The sequence below is a fragment of the Sphingomonas sp. SORGH_AS_0789 genome (genome assembly GCF_031453055.1).
GTDB lineage: Bacteria > Pseudomonadota > Alphaproteobacteria > Sphingomonadales > Sphingomonadaceae > Sphingomonas.
In genome coordinates this window covers 1,299,417-1,315,761 of record NZ_JAVIYV010000001.1, presented here as the reverse complement: position 1 = coordinate 1,315,761, position 16,345 = coordinate 1,299,417, and the positions used below count along the sequence as shown (strand labels likewise).

The following is a 16,345-nucleotide window of genomic DNA, read 5'->3' as shown; positions in this document are numbered from 1 at the left end:
CGGCTCAGCGACCCGGCTGAACCGCCAGCAGCGCGCGAACCTCCTGGCGGAAGGCGCGCAGCCTGGCGCCCGACAGCGCAGCCATGCTCGTCAGCTTCAGGCTGTAGGGATTGACGGTCACGCCGTTCTTCCACACCTCCCAATGCAGATGCGGCCCGGTCGACATGCCGGTCGAGCCGACATAGCCGATCACCTGCCCCTGGCGGACGCGCGCGCCCGAGCGGACCGTGAAGCGGCTCATATGGCCATAGCCGCTGGCGATCCCGCCCGCATGGGTCAGCTTCACGAAATTGCCATAGCCGCCCGATCGCCCGGCGAACTGGACGACGCCGTCCATGATCGCATGGATCGGCGCGCCATAAGGGGCGCCGATATCGGTCCCCTTGTGCATCCGCATGAAGCCCAGGATCGGGTGCATCCGCTTGCCGAAGGACGAGGTGATACGCCCCGCGACCGGCACCGCCATCGCGCCGCGCCGTTCGCTTTGGCCGTTGACGTCATACCAGGGGCTGTCCTCGTCCCCCGCCAGCCGCGCGAGCTGCATCTGTCGACCGCCATGGTTCAGCCCGACGAACAGCAGCTTGCCCAGCCGAGTCTCGCCGGTGGCGGCGCGTTCGCGTTCGATGATCAGGTCGAAACTGTCCGAGCGCCGGACATCGCGCCCGACCGACAGCCGCGCCGACAGCGCCTTGATATAGGCCTCGACCGCCTTGGCCGGGGCGCCCGCCGCGCGGACCGAACGGTACAGGCTGGATCCCACCAGTCCCTGGAGGCGCAGCGGGGTGCGGTCGATCGCGATCGGCTGCTTCGTCATCGCCAGCCCTTGCGCGGTGCGGGTCAGCGTGACCGCCAGGTCGAAGCGCGCCCGCAGCGTCATCGATTCCAGCGGCCGCGCGACCGTCCGGCTGGGCCGCCGCCCCAGCGTCAGCATGACGCGGGTGCCCGAGGCGATGTCCGCGCCGTCCGTCGCCTGCGCGACCAGATCGGCCGCCGCCTGCGCCTGGTCGCGCGCCACCCCGGCGCGTTGCAGCACGCGCGCCAGCCGGTCGCCCGACCCGACGGTGGCGGACAGCTCGACCACCGGCCGCTCGGGCGCTTCGGCCAGATTGGCCACCAGTTCGTTCGCGGCCATGTGCCGACCGCTATCGGCCCCCAGCGCCAGCGGCGCGATCGCCTGCGCCCGGGCGTTGCTCCGCGCCTCTCCGGTCCATGCGGCGGGCGAGGGGGACAGGATCGGGCGGTGAAAGCCCGGCGTCATCGCGATCGTCGCGGCGCACAGCCCGGTGCACGTCGCCAGTCCGCGCCACCAGGCACGGCTGCCGATCTGCGCGCCCAGATCGGGCACCCAGTCGATGCCGCGCAACCCCGCGCGCCAGCGCGCCAGCCGTCCGCCGGGAATCGGCGCCAGCGCGGTGCCCGGCAGCCGGACGGCCGTTCCGCCCGAGCCAAAGCCGCCCGAGGCCATCAATGTATCGTCGGTGGTCAGGAACATGGGTGGGCGATGCGTCCGTCTGTCGTCGATCAGCGTCGCCGATCCCCCCGGCGCACGAAAAGGGCCGTGCGAACCCGGGGCCGCAAAGTCAAACGCCCGCGCCGCCCCCCGCCCCGATGCTGCGACCGGGCGTGGCCGGTTCGGGCCGAAACCGGCCCGACATCCGCCATCTTGCTTCATGCCGTTGCAACCGGCCGCGCGAAGCCCGATGTAGGGATCATGACCAGCCGCGTATCGGGCACCGTGACGGCCGTTCTCGGGCCGACCAACACCGGCAAGACGCACCTCGCGATCGAGCGGATGTGCGCGCATAGCAGCGGCATCATCGGCTTTCCCCTCCGCCTGCTCGCGCGCGAGGTCTATGACCGCGTCGTCGCGCTGAAGGGGCCGGAAAAGGTCGCGCTGGTGACGGGCGAGGAAAAGATCGTTCCCCCCGACGCCCGCTGGTTCCTGTGCACCGCCGAATCCATGCCCGACCGCGACGTCGCCTTCGTCGCGCTGGACGAAGCGCAGCTGGGTGCCGACCCCGAGCGCGGTCATGTCTTTACCGATCGGTTGCTGCACGCGCGCGGCCGGGACGAGACGATGATCCTGGGCTCCGAGGCCCTGAAACCCATGATCCGCGCGCTGGTGCCCGAGGCGGAGATCGTCGCGCGACCGCGCTTCTCGACCCTGTCCTATGCGGGCGCCAAGAAGATCAGCCGCCTGCCCAAGCGCTCGGCCATCGTCGCCTTCTCAGCCGAAGAGGTCTATGCCGTCGCCGAGATGCTGCGCCGCCTGCGCGGGGGCGCGGCAGTGGTGATGGGGGCGCTGTCCCCGCGCACCCGCAATGCCCAGGTCCAGATGTTCCAGGCGGGCGAGGTCGATTATCTGGTCGCCACCGACGCCATCGGCATGGGCCTGAACATGGATGTCGCGCATGTCGCCTTTGCCGGGCTGCACAAATTCGATGGCCGCCGCCGCCGTCGCCTGACCGTCGCCGAGATGGCGCAGATTGCAGGCCGCGCCGGGCGGCATCACCGCGACGGCACCTTCGGCGCGCTGGCCGAGGAAGGCCCCGACGCCTTTCTTCCCGAAGAGATGCTGGCGATCGAGGAGCATCGCTTCCCCCGGCTCGACCATCTTTACTGGCGCGACGGCGATCCCGACCTGTCGAGCATCGACGCGCTGATCAGGAGCCTGGAGCGCAAGCCCGAACCCGGCGTGCTGCGCGCCGCGCCGCTCGCCACCGATTTGCAGGTGCTCAAGCGGCTGGCCGACGAGCCCTGGGTCCGCGACCGGGTACGGCGGCCCGCCATGGTCGCGCGGCTGTGGGCGGCGTGCGGGATTCCCGATTTCCGCAAGGTCGGCATCGATCCGCATGCCCGCTTCGTCTCGCGCGTGTTCGGCCATCTGTCCGAGGGGCTGGGCCATGTCCCGCACCAATGGTTCGCCGACGAGATCGCGCGGCTGGACAGCATGGCGGGCGATGTCGAGACGCTGGCGGGCCGCCTCTCCGCGATCCGCAGCTGGGCCTATATCGCGCAGCGCGCCGACTGGCTGGCCGACCCGAAACATTGGGCCGAGCGGACCCGCGAGATCGAGGAGCGGCTGTCCGACGGGCTCCATGCCAGCCTGACCCAGCGTTTCGTCGACAAGCGGACGACCGCGCTGATCCGCCGCATCGGCGCGGATGCGGGCGCGCTGCCCGTCACGATCGGGCCGGAGGGCGAGGTGCTCGTCGAGGATCACCCCATCGGGCGGCTGGAGGGGTTCCGCTTCACCGTCGAGGCGGGGGCGCGCGCCAATGACAAGAGGCTGTTGCTGGCGGCGGCCGAAAAGCGGCTCGGCACCGAGCGGTCGCGCCGGGCCGAGGCGTTGATCGCCGCCGAGCATGACGCGATTGCGATCGTCGAGGAGCGGCTGGTCTGGGAGGGGCACGGCGTCGCGCGGCTGGTGGCGGGCCCTTCGCTGGGGCGGCCGGTGGTGCGGCTGGAGCGCGATCTCGATTGCCTGAGCCAGCCGCTTCGCGAGCGGGTAAAGGCGCGCCTCGACGGCTGGGTGGCACGGGCGCTCGACCGGAACGTGCCCGCGCTCGTCCGGCTCGCCGCCCTGGCGCGCGAGGCCAAGGCGTCGCCCGCCTTGCGCGCCGTCGCCGCCGCGCTGGAGGATGCGGGCGGGATCGTCCCGCGCCAGCCGCTGCGGCTGATGATCGATGCGCTGTCGCCCGAGGAGCGGCGGCGGCTGCGCGGGCTGGGGATCACCATCGGGACGCTCGACATCTTCGATGCGCGGCTGCTCAAGCCCGCCGCGGCGGCGTGGCGGCGCACGCTGATGACGCTTTGGGGACAAAGCCCCGAACTGGCGCGGATCGGTGCGACCACCCTGCGCCGTGACGAGCCGGGGCGCAGCGTCGCCTCGGGCTTCCGCCCGCTGGGCGACCAGGCGGTGCGGATCGATCTGGTCGAACGCATCGCGCGGGCCACCCATGACGCGCGCGACGGGCGCGGGCCGTTCGCGCCCGACCCGGCGCTCGCCACATCGATCGGGCTCGAACCCGCGACGCTCGACCGGCTGATGGGCGATCTGGGTTTCCGCAAGGTCCGCCCCGCCGCCGAGGGCGATGCCCCCCGCTGGATCTGGCGCGGCCGTCCCCCTGCCCGCCCCGCTCCCCGGGTCGCGGCACGCCCCGGCAACGCCTTCGCCGCGCTCGCCGACTGGGGGCGCACGCCGTGACCTTTATTTCCCACCGAAAGGACCGCCTGACCCCATGACCACCCGCGCCCCTGCCCCCGAGTCGATGCGGCTCGACCGTTTCCTCTGGTGGGCGCGGATCGCCAAGTCGCGCGATACGGCGCAGGCGATGGCGTGCGACGGGCATTTCCGGATGGACGGGCGCGCCATCGACCGCGCCCATGCGCCGGTGCGGATCGGCAGCATCCTGACCTTCGCGCATCATGGCCAGGTGCGCGTGCTGCGCGTCGAATCGCTCCCCGTCCGGCGCGGACCGCCCGCCGAGGGGCGCGCCTGTTACTGCGATCTGGTCACTTCCCCGGTTTCAAGCCCTGTTATGGTTTCTGGCGTTGACGGATCGCCATACGCGGCATAGCAGCACGCGTTCGTACCTTGGGAGTTGTCATGACCTACGTCGTCACCGATGCCTGCATTCGCTGCAAGTATATGGACTGTGTCGAGGTGTGTCCCGTCGACTGCTTCTATGAGGGCGAGAACATGCTCGTCATCAACCCGTCCGAGTGCATCGACTGCGGCGTGTGCGAGCCGGAATGCCCGGCCGAGGCGATCCTGCCCGACACCGAGAGCGGTCTGGAACAATGGCTGGAGCTGAACAACACCTTCTCCGCCCAATGGCCCAACGTCACGCGCAAGCTGGATCAGACGCCGCCCGACGCCGATGCGATGAAGGGCGTCGAGAACAAATATGAGCAGTTCTTCAGCCCCGAACCCGGTAAGGGCGACTAAGCGGGGATAACGACCGGGAGTCGACCGATCCGCACCGGCGCCGTCTTGCGACGGGTAGCCATGCGGATATGCTGGTAATTTTGTTGCGACCATGCTATATGGTTCCGCGACGGGCCTAGCTTTTTCTCGCGACGGCCCGCCTTGATGTGTTCGACCCTTCCTTCCCGAGGCCGGCTTGATCAGTGGACCCATTTCCGCTCGTTCGGCGCTCGCGCGAAGGCCTTGATCCGGAAAGGCCCCCAATGGCTGCCAAGGCGCTCCACTTCGACGTCGGTGACTATGTCGTGTATCCCAAACATGGCGTGGGCCGCGTCATCGAGCTGCAAAAGCAGGAAATCGCAGGGATGCAGCTCGAACTCTATGTGCTGCGGTTCGAAAAGGAGCGCATGACGCTCCGCGTTCCCACCAACAAGGCCGAGTCGGTCGGCATGCGCAAGCTGTCCTCGGACAAGACCATGCGCGAGGCGATGGAAACGCTGAAGGGCAAGCCCAAGGTGAAGCGCACCATGTGGTCGCGCCGCGCGCAGGAATATGAAGCCAAGATCAACTCGGGCGACCTGGTGTCGATCGCCGAGGTGGTCCGCGACCTGTTCCGTGCCGACGACCAGCCCGAGCAGAGCTATTCCGAGCGGCAGATCTTCGAGGCCGCCACCAGCCGCCTCGCGCGCGAACTCGCCGCGATGGAAGAGATGGACGAGCCCCGCGCCCAGGAAAAGATCTTGGAAATCCTGCGCGCCGCCGCCGCCATCTATAACAAGGAAAAGCCTGCGGCCTGAGGCCGTTCGCCATTTCCGAACCGAAAAGGGCGGTCCCGATGGGGCCGCCCTTTTCATTTGCGCCCATGCCCCGACCGCGTGTATTGTCCATGCAATACACAGGAGGTCGCCCATGACGAAGTCCCTCGCCCTTCCCTCGCTCCTGGCCATCGTCGCGCTGGCCATCCCCACCGCCGCCTGTTCCTTCGAAAGCGACGCGCGGGGGCAGGACATCCCCGCTCAGGGATCGGGCGGTGCGCGCAGCTATGCCGCGACCGCCTTCACCAGCGTCGAATCGAGCGGCAGCGATCCGGTCGACATCCGGGTCGGCCGCGACTTCTCGGTCCGGGCCGAGGGGCCCAGCGCCGAACTCGACCAGCTGCGCGTCGCGCGCGACGGCGACAAATTGCTGATCGGGCTGAAAAAGGGCGTGCATTGGGGCAAGCGCTCCGGCGTCCGGGTGCTGGTCACCCTGCCCCGCCTGACCGGCGCCGGAGTCGGCGGATCGGGCCGGATGACGATCGACCGGGTCGAGGGCGCGCGCTTCAAGGGCGGTGTCGCGGGCTCGGGCGATCTCGCCATCGCCGCGATGCGGGTGGGCGATGCGGATCTGGGGATCGCCGGATCGGGTTCGATCAGCGCCGCCGGCACCGCCGATGCGCTGAAGATCGGCGTCGCCGGATCGGGCAGCCTCAACGCCGCCGGTCTGCATGCCCGAAAGGCCAAGGTCGGGATCAGCGGATCGGGCGATGTGACCGTCCGGGTCGATGGTCCCGCCCAGGTGGGTCTGACCGGGTCGGGCAGTGCCGATCTGGGCCCGAATTCGGTCTGCACAGTCGGCAAGGCGGGTTCGGGATCGGTACGCTGCGGACGGCAATAAGGACCGCCCGGCGGCGCTTGCCGAGCGGCGCGATCGGAACGAGAATAGGGCGATGCGTCACCTTTTGCCGTCCGCTCTGATCCTGGCCGCCCTGATCCCCGTCACCGGCGCCGGGGCGGCGGATCGGCGGGTCGATCTGAGCAGCTTCGACTCGCTGCGGGTCGAGGGGGCGTTCGTCGTCGCGCTGACCACCGCGCCCTCGCCGCGCGCTATGCTGTCGGGGGATGCGGAGACGCTGCGCCGGGTCGATGCGCATGTCGACGGGCATAGCCTGGTCGTCCGGATGATGCCGGGCGATCCCGCCATGCGACGCCCGGCGAGCCAGCCGGTGACGCTGACCCTCGCCGCGCCGCCGCTATCGGCGATCACCGTCATCGGCGGATCGCGGATCACCGCGCAGGCGCTGCGCGGCCCCGGCCTGAGCGTGTCGATCGCGGGGCCCTCCGATGTCCGGATCGACCGGGTGGAGGGCGAGCAGCTGGCCGCGTCGCTGATGGGATCGGGCAGGCTGGCGATCGGCGGGGGGCGGGTCGGCAAGGCGCGGCTGGCGGGCAACGGCACCGTGACCATCGCCGCCGAGGGGTTGGAGGTCGGCGACCTGGCCGTCACGCTGGAAGGGCCGGGCGAGGTGACGGCGCGGGCCCGCTATAGCGCGACCATCGCCAATAATGGGCTGGGCCGGGTGACGGTCGACGGCACGCCCAAGTGCCGTATCCTCGGCGGCGGCGGCACGACCCGCTGCGGCGCGCGATAGGATCAGCCGGGCACCCTCACCCGCCGCGCCAGAAAGGCATCGATCGCCGCCAGGGCGTTGGCACGGACCGGATCGGCCTCGCGCAATATCTCATGCGCGCATCCCTGGCCGAAACAGACCAAAGTGGCGTTCGGCATCCGCGCCGCCACGCGCCCGGCGGCGCGCGCATCGACCAGCCGATCGGCCTGCGCCACCAGCATCAGCACCGGCGTCTCGATCCGCGCCAACCCCGGATCGTCGCGAAGCGCCGCCGTCGCGCGGAAAGCCTCCGCCACCCAATGCCAGCTGGGCGAGCCGAGACAGAGTTCGGGCCGCATCCGCCGAAACGCCTGCTGGTCGGCGAAGCGCGAAAGGTCATGGGTCAGCCGCTTCTGCCGGGCGGTGGCGGCGGCAGGCGTCTCCAGCCGACGCCAGGCGGGGCGGAAGCGATCGCCCCGCCCCGCCTGCCAGCGTGCGAACCGCGCTCCCGCCCATTGCCCGATCGGCGAGCGCATCGCGATCATCGGCGCGACCAGCACCACCGCATCGGGCGCGATCCGCCCGGCCGCCAGCGCGGCGAGCGTGACGAATCCACCCATGGAATGGCCCAGCACGACATGCGGCCCCTCGCCCTGCGCCACCCAATCGGCATGGAAGGCGGCGAGATCGTCGATCAGCCGGTCGAACCCCTCGACATGCCCGGTGTCCCCTTCGGCCAGCCGCCCCGATCCGCCCTGCCCGCGCCAGTCGAACGCGGTCACATCCCACCCCAGGGCGCGGAAATGGTCGATCGCATCGCCATATTTCTCGATCATGTCGGCGCGCCCGGTCTGGAACAGCAACCGCCCGCGCCGCACGCTGCCCTCTGCGTGCGGACGATCATAGCGGCGATGGACCCAGCCGTCCGGGGCTTCCCAGGTGGACAGCCATTCGGCGGACCAGTGCGGTGATGGCGCCACGGACTTTCCCTTCACGGCGGAGGACGGAGTCCGGTCGCTACCGCCCTTCCCGCCGTTTTTTATGACAGGCGGATCAGAAGAGCGACCATTCCAGGATCGCGGGCTCCCTGGCCTGCACCGTCATGCGCAGGAAGCGCGCCGTGACCGGATGGCGCAGCACGATCGGCGACCCGCTCACCCCCTTCGTCGCCGCGACCTCGCGCCACTGGCGGCCGTCGGGCGATGCCTCGATCCGGATATCCTGCGGCTGGATCACGAAGGCCGGGCGGATCCGGCTTTCGCGGATCGCGCGCATCCGGCCCAGATCGGCGGTCAGCACCGGCGGCTGCCCCGCCTCGGGCCGCCAGGCGGTCGCATAATTGTCGTCCGCCGCCAGCGCCGCCGCCCCCTGCCCCGTCCAGCGCAGCCCGCGCGTCCGCTGCGCGGCGAAGGCGGGGATGACCGGGTCATGGCTGGGCGCGACCTGCGCCAGCGTTCCGTCGGCGCGCACGGTCAGCGGATCGACCGCCACCTGCCGCAACACCCGCTCGCTGCCCATCACGAAGGGCAACGCCTGCCGGTGATAGAGGATATAGGATCGCCCCTTGTCCGTGAAGATCGCGTGATGGCCGGGGCTGATGATCTGCCTGGCCGCATCGGTCTGCAGGATCGGGCTGTCTGCAGCCTCGGTGAACGGCCCCATCGGCGAGCGGCCGACCGCATAGCGGACCTTGTACGTGTCCTTGGTCGTGTTGCCGTCGCTATAGGTCAGCAGATAGCGGCCCTTCTCCTTCACCATGAAGGGGCCCTCGAAATAGTTGGCCGGGGTCACGTCGCGGGGTTCGCCGTCGAAATGCACCATGTCGGGCTTCAGCTTCACGACGAAGCAATGCCCGTTGACCCAGTTCAGCCCCGATCCCCAATAGAGATAGGCCTGGCCGTCATCGTCGACGAACGCCTCGGCGTCGATCATATGATATTGGGGCGCGAAATCCCGCGCGATCAGCGGCTTGCCGCCATTGGCATCGGCCCAGGGCCCTGCCGGCGACGGCGCGGAGCCGACCCACACTTCGCTGCCGACCGAGACATACATGTACCAGCGGCCGTTCGCCGCCTTGACCACCGAGGGCGCCCAGACCTTGGCATCGCCCGAGGTCGGGCTGGTCGCCGCCTGCTTGGTCGGCCAGTTCGGCTGAGAAAAGGTCCAGTCGCGGCCATTGTCCGAGGTCCAGAGCCCCAGCCGGTCGTCGCCCCAGGGATCGACCGTCGCGAAGATATACCAACGCCCCCCATCGCGCACGATGGAGGGGTCGGCGAAATAGCCGGGCAGCAGCGGATTGCCCGCTCCCGGACTGTTCCACGAAAGGTCGCGCCGGGGCGCGGCGGACCCCGCCGTCCCGACGAACGCCACAGGGGCGAGCAGGATGGCGGCGAGCAGCGCCCCGGCGCGGACCTTCATCAGCGCAGGTCCAGCATCACGACCGACTTGGCCGGGATCTGCACGCTCAGCAGGCCCCCCGACAGCGTCGCGCCGCTGAACGGCTGCGGCGCGACCTGGCTGGGCGCGTCGAACGTGTTGTGCGCGTCCATCGTCGCACCCGTCAGGATGCGGCCCGACACCTGCGCGGCGTTCAGGCCGTCCAGCTTGACGGTGACGGTCGCGGGCTGATTGGGATCGACATTGGTCAGGCCGACATGGACCACGCCCGCCTTGTCGCGCACCGCCGAGGCGCTGACCGCCTTCATCACCCACTGGTTCTTGCTGTACCAGCGCGACTGGACATCGACCGGCAGGACGGTGGCGTCCTGATAGTCCTTGTACATGTCGAACACCCAATAGGTCGGCGTCTTCACCATCCGCGCGCCGTCGGTCAGCAGCATCGCCTGGAGCACATTGACCATCTGCGCGATATTGGCGCCGCGCACCCGGTCGGCATGCTTGGCGAAGATGTCGAGGTTCAGGCTCGTCACCATCGCGTCGCGCAGGCTGTTCTGCTGGAACAGGAAGCCGGGATTGGTGCCGGGCTCTACGTCATACCAGGTGCCCCATTCGTCGACGAGCAACGCGACCCGCTTCCGGGGGTCGTATTTGTCCATGATCGCCGCGTGGCGGGTGATCAGCTCGTCCATCTTCAGCGTCTTGGACAGGGTGCGCGCCCAGGCCTCCTCGTCGAAGCCGGTCGCCGCGCCCTTCTTTTCCCAGGAACCGGGGATGGTGTAATAATGGACGCCGATGCCGTCGAAGTGGTTGCCCGCCTCGCGCATCATCACCTCGGTCCAGTTATAGTCGTCGCTGTTGGCGCCGCTGGCGATCTTCATCAGCTTCTCGCCCGCGGGCACCTTCAGGAAGGTGGAATAGCGGCGCGTCACGTCGGCGGCATATTCGGGGCGCATATTGCCGCCACAGCCCCACAGCTCGTTGCCGATGCCGAACATTGCCAGCTTCCATGGGCGGTCGCGGCCGTTCCGGCGGCGCTCCTCGGCATAGGTCGATTTGGACGGGAAGGTCATATATTCGACCCACTCGGCCATTTCGGACGGCGCGGACGAGCCGACATTGCCCGAGACATAGGCCTCGGCGCCGACCAGCTCGGTATAGTTCATGAATTCGTTGGTGCCGAAGCTGTTGTCCTCGGTCACGCCGCCCCAGTTGGTGTTGACCTTGGTCAGGCGCTTGGCCTGCGGACCGACGCCTTCGCGCCAGTGATATTCGTCGGCGAAGCAGCCACCCGGCCAGCGGATCACCGGCACGCGAATCGCCTTCAGCGCGTCGATCACGTCGCGGCGATAGCCATTGATGTTGGGGATCTTGCTGCCCTTGCCCACCCAGATGCCCGGATAGATGCCGGTGCCCAGATGCTCGGCGAACTGGCCGAAGATATGGCGGTCATAGACCGCGCCGGGACGGTCGCCATGCACCGCCACCTGATCGCTCGTCGGTGCCGTCTGCGCGGTTGCCGACGCTCCGTTCAGCGACAGGGTGGCGAGCGCCGCCGCGAACAGAAACTTGGTTGCCCTTTTCATGGATTCTCCTCTGCCTGATGCGGGCATGATGGATTATTGTCCGAGTAAAAAACAGCCCCCTTTCCACCATGGATTGACGCGATCATCCCCTCCTCCGCTAAGATGCCTGCGTAATCGGGTCAGGCGGGGAGCAGACGATGGGGTTTTGGGCGGATCGGGCAAGGCGCGGCGGTCGGGTCGCGGCCATGCTGGGGATGATTTTGTCGGCGTCGTCGGTGGGGGCGCAGTCGCCCGCGCCGGATCGGCCGGTGCCCGTCACGCTGCGCCCCGCCATCGATCGCCCCTCGACCGTGTTCGAGGGCTGGGGCACCGCGCTCGCCTGGTTCGCGCATGTCACCGGCGGCTGGCCCGAGGCGGAGCGGACGCGGCTGGCCGATCTCTTCTATGGGCCGGGCGGCCTGGGCTGGACGATCGCGCGCTACAATATCGGCGGGGGCAATGCCGCCGATACCAAGCCCTATATGAAGGTCGGCCGCGCGGTGTCGGGCTTCTGGCGACAACCCGCCGGTGTGACGGGCAAGGACTGGTGGCGGCCCGAGGACCCCGCCATGTGGGACTGGAACCAGGACGCCAACCAGCGCTGGTGGCTGGACGCGATCCGGGTGCGGGTGAAGCAGCCGATCTTCGAGGCCTTCTCCAACTCGCCGCCCTGGTTCATGACGGTCAGCGGCCGCGTGTCGGGCGCGGAAAAGGGCACCGACGACAATCTGCGCCCCGGCATGGAGGGCGCCTTCGCCACCTATCTGGTCCGCGCGACCCGCGAATTGCAGCAGCGCCACCATATCGCCTTTCGCACCCTGTCGCCGGTCAACGAGCCCAACACCGATTACTGGTTCGCCGCCAACACGCAGGAGGGCGCACACTGGTCGCCCCGGCGACAGGCGATGATGATCGACGCGACCGCCGCCGCGCTGAAGGCGCAGGGCCTGGCGACCGTGGTCGGCGCGCCCGACGAGACCGCCTCGCATCTGTTCGTCGAGGACTGGGCCGCCTATCCGCCCGCGACCCGCGCGGCGATCGGCCAGCTCAACGTCCACAGCTATGGCAGCATCCACCAGACGGCGGTGCGCGACATTGCGCGATCGTCGGGCATCCGGCTGTGGATGAGCGAGAACGACACCCCGCTGTCGCGCGATCCCGAGGACTTTACCGGGATGGCGACGCCCTTGGCCTTTGCCGAGCATGTCGTGGGCGACATCAAGCGGCTGGAACCCGCCGCCTGGGTCTTCTGGCAGGCGGTCGAGGATTTGAGCACCCGCGACGGGCAGAAGGGATCGAACTGGGGTATCGTCAAGGCCGACCTGCAAGGCGCGGCGGATCGCCCGCATGCGATTCACGTCACCGGCAAATATTGGGCGATGGCGCAGTTCAGCCGCTTCATCCGGCCGGGGGATCGACTGGTGCCGGTGGACGACATGGACTCGGTGGCGTCGCTGTCCCCCGACGGACGGCGGCTGGTGCTGGTCCATGTCAATCCGGGGCTATCCCCGCGCCCGCTGACCGTCGCGGTGCCGGGACGGTGGCAGCGGCGCGCGTTCCTGACCGATGCGGGGCATCATGCCGAGGCGGTCGATTCGACGGTGGCGCCGCCGCGGTCGATCGTGACGCTGGTTTTGACGCGGTAGTTCGGGGCGGTCGGGGCGTGGCCTTCGACTTCGCTCAGGCCGAACGCGGTTTGGGGGGCATTTCCACGCCCTCACGCCGTTCAGCCTGAGCGAAGTCGAAGGCCAAGGGAATCACATCCCCGCATCGGGATCGGTCAGCCCGATCATCCGCCGCCCCGCCCGCCTCGCGAAGTTCAGCGTCACCTTCTTGCGGATATGGGCGGGCAACGGCACGCTGTGCGCCTCCCGGACGATCGCGGCGTCATAGCGGTCGGCGACGATGATCCCGGTCCGCTCGGGCAGGAAGGCGGCGCCCTCCAGCGGCGACCAGTCGAAACCGGCGGGCACCGCCCAATAGAAGCGGTCGCAATGCGCCAGATAGTCGGGCCATTTGCCGTCGCCCAGCATGTCGGCGCGCGACACCTTGATCTCGACGATCACCGCCTGCCCGCGCGCGTCGAGCGCCATCAGGTCGGCGCGGCGGCCACCCTCCAGCGGAACCTCGGGGATGGTGATCAGGTCGTGGCGGAGCAGCATCCGCGTCACGCCTCGCGCGACATCGGCGGCGCAGAGCGGCGAGGCGGGATCGTCGACACACGAAGCGGGCGGCATGTCCAACATGCCACCCGCTTAGAACATTTGACGAACAAACGCAAAGCCCCGCCAGAGCGGGACCGGATCAGCGATAGAAGATGTGATTGCCGATCGCGGCGACCTTCTGCACCCGCACGCCCGGACGGTTGCCGGGGGTGTTGAAGTACAGCGCCTTGCCCGCGGTGCTGTCCCACGCCTGGGACAGCGCGACCTGCGCGACCGCGATGGCGGTGCGATAGGCGGCGCGCGACGGGCTGACCGAAGGAATTTCGCCACCGCGCACGAAGCTGAACTGCCCGCGCTGCTTGATGACGTCGCACACGCTGGTCGGGAAACGGCCCGACTTGGTGCGGTTCAGGATGACCTGGGCGACGGCGAGCTGACCGGCGAGCGGTTCGCCGCGACCCTCGAAATAAATCGCACCGGCAAGGCAGCGGAGCTCTTCGCTCGACGCCATCTCGTCCTGGGCGGCCACGGCCTCGGCCAGCGTTTCATATTCGCCGGCGTCATCCGCTTCAGAAACCTGGGAAAGATCGGGAAGCGCGGACATGGTGGCCCGGGCGCTCTGGGGAACCATCGCCAGATCGGCGGCGTTGATCCCGGAAACAGCCATCGCCGTGGCTGGTACGGCACCACCGGCAGCATTGGCGGCGACATTGGTTGCCAGGCTGGGGGTGCTGGTGGCGAGAAGTCCCGCCAGGGAAAGAGCCATGGCCGCAGTAGCCGCGACTCGCTTGAAAACCGTCATTCACTCGAACAGACATGCGGTTGGATCACGGACCCGAGCAGCCCAAAGGGCACTCGTCCGGGCTTCCCCCCGACTGCGTAACCGACCGGATCGCACCCAGCGCGGCACAACGCGACTTTAAGATGGGGGGCTCGTGGCCGATCCGGCCGCGTTCGTCAATGTTGCAGGATCGTTTCAGCGGTGAAGCGTTCCGCCGAAGCGCCATCCAGTTCGATCACCCACAGGTCGGGATCGCGCGACCGGCGGCGGCGCCAATAGCTTAAAATATCGTTTGCAGGCGTCGAATCGATCAGCGCGGTTCGGCCGTTGGAGCCGAGCCCCCGCTCCAGCACGCGCTCGCGGCGCTCGGCGGTGGCGGGGTCGGTATCGACGACGATCACCAATATGCCCCCCGCCTGCGGATCGCCCTTGGCCAGCACCATCCCCATGCCGCCGCTATCGTTCATCCGGCGGAGCAGCGCGGTGACCAGCATCCCGCTCGGCAGGCGACCGTCCATCGCCTCAACCCGCCCGATAGCCGGGCAGCCCCGCCAGCGCGATCTGCGAGCGCATGAAGGTGCCGGTGCCGCGCGCGACCTCTTCGCCATCGGCGTCGATCAACCGCGCATCCGCGACGAACACCCGGCGCCGTCCGCTGACCCAGCGCCCCTCGGCGACGACCGCCCCCGCCCGCATCGGCCGGGTGAGCAGCAGGTTGAACTGCGTCGTCAGCAGGAAGCGATCGGTGACCAGGCTGTTGCAGGCATAAAAGGCCGCATCGTCCAGCATCTTGAAATAGCTGGTGCCATGCGCCGCCCCCGCCGCGTGATAATGGCGTTCGTCGACCCGGAAGCGGATGCGCGCGACACCGGGTTCGGGAATCTCCAGCGTGGAGTCGAACAACCGGTTGATCGGTGCCTCGGCATAGAGCGCCTCCAGCGCCCGGAAATGCGCGGCCTCGCCTTCAGGCCGCGGCGTCACGCGCCTCGTCCTGGGTCAGCAGCGCCCAGATCGCATCGGGCGACCCGGCCCCGCGCAGCTTGGCGACGAAGCCCTTGTCGCGCAGCCGCCGCGAGACCCGCGCCAGCGCCTTGAGATGCGCGGAGCCCGCATCGGCGGGGGAGAACATCGCAAAGACCAGATCGACCGGCATGTCGTCGACCGCCTGGAAATCGACCGGCTGCGCCAGCCGCGCGAACACGCCGACGATCTGGTCCAGCCCGGCGACCTTGCCATGCGGAATGGCGATGCCGCCGCCGAAACCGGTGGAGCCCAGCTTCTCGCGCTCGACCAGCACGTCGGTCAGTATCTTGGCGCTCTGTCCGGCAGGACCGGACGCCGCCGTCGCCAGAACCGGAAACAGGCTTTTCTTGTTCGCGGCCGTAACACCGGCCAGCACGGTTTCGTGGCGCAACAGATCGCTAAAGTCGTTCATCGTTTTTTCCGGTGCGCCCCCGCGCGGCCCGGCTATTAGCGGGCCACGCGGAAGAACGATAGGGGCTTAAAGGTCAGCCACCCCGCTGCGGTTCGACCCAGCCAATGGTTCCGTCGCCACGGCGATACACCATGTTATACGATCCGGTGCCCGAATTCTTGAACAACAGCGCGGCTGTATTGCGCAGGTCGAGCATCATCACGGCATCGGACACGCTGGCATCGGGAATATCGACGCGGGTTTCGGCGATGATCAGGGGCGCATCGCCCGCCTCATCTTCATCGACCTGTTCGGCGAACAGAGTATAGCCCGCATCATAGGCCCCCGCCTCGGCCAGTTCGATCGCCTGGCCCGCATTGCGATCCTTCAGGCGGCGCGAGTAACGGCGCAGCTGCTTTTCGATCTTGGTGGCGGCACCGTCGAAGGACAGATGCGCGTCCTGTGCATCGTGGCGGCCCTTCAGGACGAGGCCGCGGGTCACATGCATGACGATATCGCATTTGAAGCCGATATCGTGCGGCCCCTTGCCGAACGTCACCTCCGACGACATGGCGCGGGCGAAATATTTCTCGGCGATACCCTGAAGCCGGTCCGTCACATGGGTCCGCAGCGCGTCGCCCGTTTCGACCTGATGACCAGAAATCCGGATATCCATCGTCTTCTCCTTGTCTTACACGACTGGGACGGTCCTTTTGGCCTGTCCC

Annotated in this window: 17 protein-coding genes; 7 read left to right on the top strand and 10 right to left on the bottom strand. The window is 68.7% G+C overall.

All coding sequences use genetic code 11. From position 1 onward, the window contains the following. Nucleotides 1–4 precede the first annotated feature (4 nt). Entirely contained in the window at nucleotides 5–1,492 is a 1,488-nt protein-coding gene (locus QE360_RS06085) for a M23 family metallopeptidase (RefSeq protein ID WP_309700058.1), read from the bottom strand. Between the two features lie 219 nt (nucleotides 1,493–1,711). Between QE360_RS06085 and QE360_RS19125 the strand changes: the two genes are divergently transcribed. From QE360_RS19125 to QE360_RS06050, 6 genes are all read left to right on the top strand, one after another. Then, nucleotides 1,712–4,207 carry a helicase-related protein gene (locus QE360_RS19125; protein WP_405052575.1) on the top strand — a complete coding sequence of 832 codons (2,496 nt, stop codon included), beginning with the start codon at nucleotides 1,712–1,714 and terminating at the stop codon, nucleotides 4,205–4,207. A gap of 34 nt (nucleotides 4,208–4,241) precedes the next feature. Further along, nucleotides 4,242–4,580: a S4 domain-containing protein gene (locus QE360_RS06070; protein WP_309700056.1), complete on the top strand. Its 339-nt coding sequence runs from the start codon at nucleotides 4,242–4,244 to the stop codon at nucleotides 4,578–4,580. Between the two features lie 29 nt (nucleotides 4,581–4,609). Then, nucleotides 4,610–4,951: a ferredoxin FdxA gene (gene fdxA, locus QE360_RS06065; RefSeq protein ID WP_125959090.1), complete on the top strand. Its 342-nt coding sequence runs from the start codon at nucleotides 4,610–4,612 to the stop codon at nucleotides 4,949–4,951. A gap of 242 nt (nucleotides 4,952–5,193) precedes the next feature. Continuing rightward, nucleotides 5,194–5,727, top strand: coding sequence for a CarD family transcriptional regulator (locus tag QE360_RS06060; protein ID WP_309700054.1), 534 nt, complete (start codon nucleotides 5,194–5,196; stop codon nucleotides 5,725–5,727). Between the two features lie 112 nt (nucleotides 5,728–5,839). Then, nucleotides 5,840–6,586: a head GIN domain-containing protein gene (locus QE360_RS06055; protein WP_309700051.1), complete on the top strand. Its 747-nt coding sequence runs from the start codon at nucleotides 5,840–5,842 to the stop codon at nucleotides 6,584–6,586. Between the two features lie 52 nt (nucleotides 6,587–6,638). Continuing rightward, nucleotides 6,639–7,340, top strand: coding sequence for a GIN domain-containing protein (locus tag QE360_RS06050; protein WP_309700049.1), 702 nt, complete (start codon nucleotides 6,639–6,641; stop codon nucleotides 7,338–7,340). Between the two features lie 2 nt (nucleotides 7,341–7,342). On the opposite strand, the gene QE360_RS06045 is transcribed toward QE360_RS06050, so the two are convergent. The 3 genes from QE360_RS06045 to QE360_RS06035 all read right to left on the bottom strand — a co-directional run bounded on the left by QE360_RS06045 (nucleotide 7,343) and on the right by QE360_RS06035 (nucleotide 11,281). Further along, on the bottom strand, nucleotides 7,343–8,278 hold the full coding sequence (locus QE360_RS06045) for an alpha/beta hydrolase (RefSeq protein WP_309700047.1): 936 nt from the start codon (nucleotides 8,276–8,278) through the stop codon (nucleotides 7,343–7,345). A gap of 73 nt (nucleotides 8,279–8,351) precedes the next feature. Then, entirely contained in the window at nucleotides 8,352–9,716 is a 1,365-nt protein-coding gene (locus tag QE360_RS06040) for a family 43 glycosylhydrolase (RefSeq protein WP_309700045.1), read from the bottom strand. Next, complete coding sequence (locus QE360_RS06035) at nucleotides 9,716–11,281, bottom strand: alpha-L-arabinofuranosidase C-terminal domain-containing protein (RefSeq protein WP_309700043.1); 1,566 nt, start codon at nucleotides 11,279–11,281, stop codon at nucleotides 9,716–9,718. Before QE360_RS06035 ends, QE360_RS06040 begins: the two co-directional genes overlap by 1 nt. Before the next feature lie 185 nt (nucleotides 11,282–11,466). On the opposite strand from QE360_RS06035, the gene QE360_RS06030 reads away from it, so the two are divergent. Continuing rightward, complete coding sequence (locus tag QE360_RS06030) at nucleotides 11,467–12,906, top strand: glycoside hydrolase (protein WP_309700041.1); 1,440 nt, start codon at nucleotides 11,467–11,469, stop codon at nucleotides 12,904–12,906. A gap of 111 nt (nucleotides 12,907–13,017) precedes the next feature. Here the strand turns inward: QE360_RS06030 and QE360_RS06025 are convergent, their stop codons facing one another. From QE360_RS06025 to hpf, 6 genes are all read right to left on the bottom strand, one after another. Further along, a complete protein-coding gene (locus QE360_RS06025; protein WP_309691323.1) occupies nucleotides 13,018–13,506 on the bottom strand; it encodes an MmcB family DNA repair protein in 489 nt (162 codons plus the stop codon). A gap of 58 nt (nucleotides 13,507–13,564) precedes the next feature. Next, nucleotides 13,565–14,191, bottom strand: a complete 627-nt coding sequence (locus QE360_RS06020) for a cell wall hydrolase (protein WP_307101780.1) — start codon at nucleotides 14,189–14,191, stop codon at nucleotides 13,565–13,567. A gap of 191 nt (nucleotides 14,192–14,382) precedes the next feature. Continuing rightward, complete coding sequence (locus QE360_RS06015) at nucleotides 14,383–14,724, bottom strand: DUF1491 family protein (protein WP_309700038.1); 342 nt, start codon at nucleotides 14,722–14,724, stop codon at nucleotides 14,383–14,385. 4 nt (nucleotides 14,725–14,728) lie between these two features. Next, a complete protein-coding gene (locus tag QE360_RS06010) occupies nucleotides 14,729–15,187 on the bottom strand; it encodes a PaaI family thioesterase (RefSeq protein ID WP_307101784.1) in 459 nt (152 codons plus the stop codon). After that, nucleotides 15,171–15,641: a PTS sugar transporter subunit IIA gene (locus QE360_RS06005; protein WP_307101786.1), complete on the bottom strand. Its 471-nt coding sequence runs from the start codon at nucleotides 15,639–15,641 to the stop codon at nucleotides 15,171–15,173. Before QE360_RS06005 ends, QE360_RS06010 begins: the two co-directional genes overlap by 17 nt. 73 nt (nucleotides 15,642–15,714) lie before the next feature. Next, nucleotides 15,715–16,296 carry a ribosome hibernation-promoting factor, HPF/YfiA family gene (hpf, locus tag QE360_RS06000; protein ID WP_307101788.1) on the bottom strand — a complete coding sequence of 194 codons (582 nt, stop codon included), beginning with the start codon at nucleotides 16,294–16,296 and terminating at the stop codon, nucleotides 15,715–15,717. Nucleotides 16,297–16,345 lie beyond the last annotated feature (49 nt).

Bases quoted from the DNA above. Each gene is read 5' to 3' on its own strand.
- QE360_RS06085 (WP_309700058.1), bottom strand. From the start codon at position 1,492: ATGTTCCTGACCACCGACGATACATTGATGGCCTCGGGCGGCTTTGGC.
- QE360_RS19125 (WP_405052575.1), top strand. From the start codon at position 1,712: ATGACCAGCCGCGTATCGGGCACCGTGACGGCCGTTCTCGGGCCGACC.
- QE360_RS06070 (WP_309700056.1), top strand. From the start codon at position 4,242: ATGACCACCCGCGCCCCTGCCCCCGAGTCGATGCGGCTCGACCGTTTC.
- fdxA (WP_125959090.1), top strand. From the start codon at position 4,610: ATGACCTACGTCGTCACCGATGCCTGCATTCGCTGCAAGTATATGGAC.
- QE360_RS06060 (WP_309700054.1), top strand. From the start codon at position 5,194: ATGGCTGCCAAGGCGCTCCACTTCGACGTCGGTGACTATGTCGTGTAT.
- QE360_RS06055 (WP_309700051.1), top strand. From the start codon at position 5,840: ATGACGAAGTCCCTCGCCCTTCCCTCGCTCCTGGCCATCGTCGCGCTG.
- QE360_RS06050 (WP_309700049.1), top strand. From the start codon at position 6,639: ATGCGTCACCTTTTGCCGTCCGCTCTGATCCTGGCCGCCCTGATCCCC.
- QE360_RS06040 (WP_309700045.1), bottom strand. From the start codon at position 9,716: ATGAAGGTCCGCGCCGGGGCGCTGCTCGCCGCCATCCTGCTCGCCCCT.
- QE360_RS06035 (WP_309700043.1), bottom strand. From the start codon at position 11,281: ATGAAAAGGGCAACCAAGTTTCTGTTCGCGGCGGCGCTCGCCACCCTG.
- QE360_RS06030 (WP_309700041.1), top strand. From the start codon at position 11,467: ATGCTGGGGATGATTTTGTCGGCGTCGTCGGTGGGGGCGCAGTCGCCC.
- QE360_RS06025 (WP_309691323.1), bottom strand. From the start codon at position 13,506: ATGTTGGACATGCCGCCCGCTTCGTGTGTCGACGATCCCGCCTCGCCG.
- QE360_RS06020 (WP_307101780.1), bottom strand. From the start codon at position 14,191: ATGGCTCTTTCCCTGGCGGGACTTCTCGCCACCAGCACCCCCAGCCTG.
- QE360_RS06015 (WP_309700038.1), bottom strand. From the start codon at position 14,724: ATGGACGGTCGCCTGCCGAGCGGGATGCTGGTCACCGCGCTGCTCCGC.
- QE360_RS06005 (WP_307101786.1), bottom strand. From the start codon at position 15,641: ATGAACGACTTTAGCGATCTGTTGCGCCACGAAACCGTGCTGGCCGGT.
- hpf (WP_307101788.1), bottom strand. From the start codon at position 16,296: ATGGATATCCGGATTTCTGGTCATCAGGTCGAAACGGGCGACGCGCTG.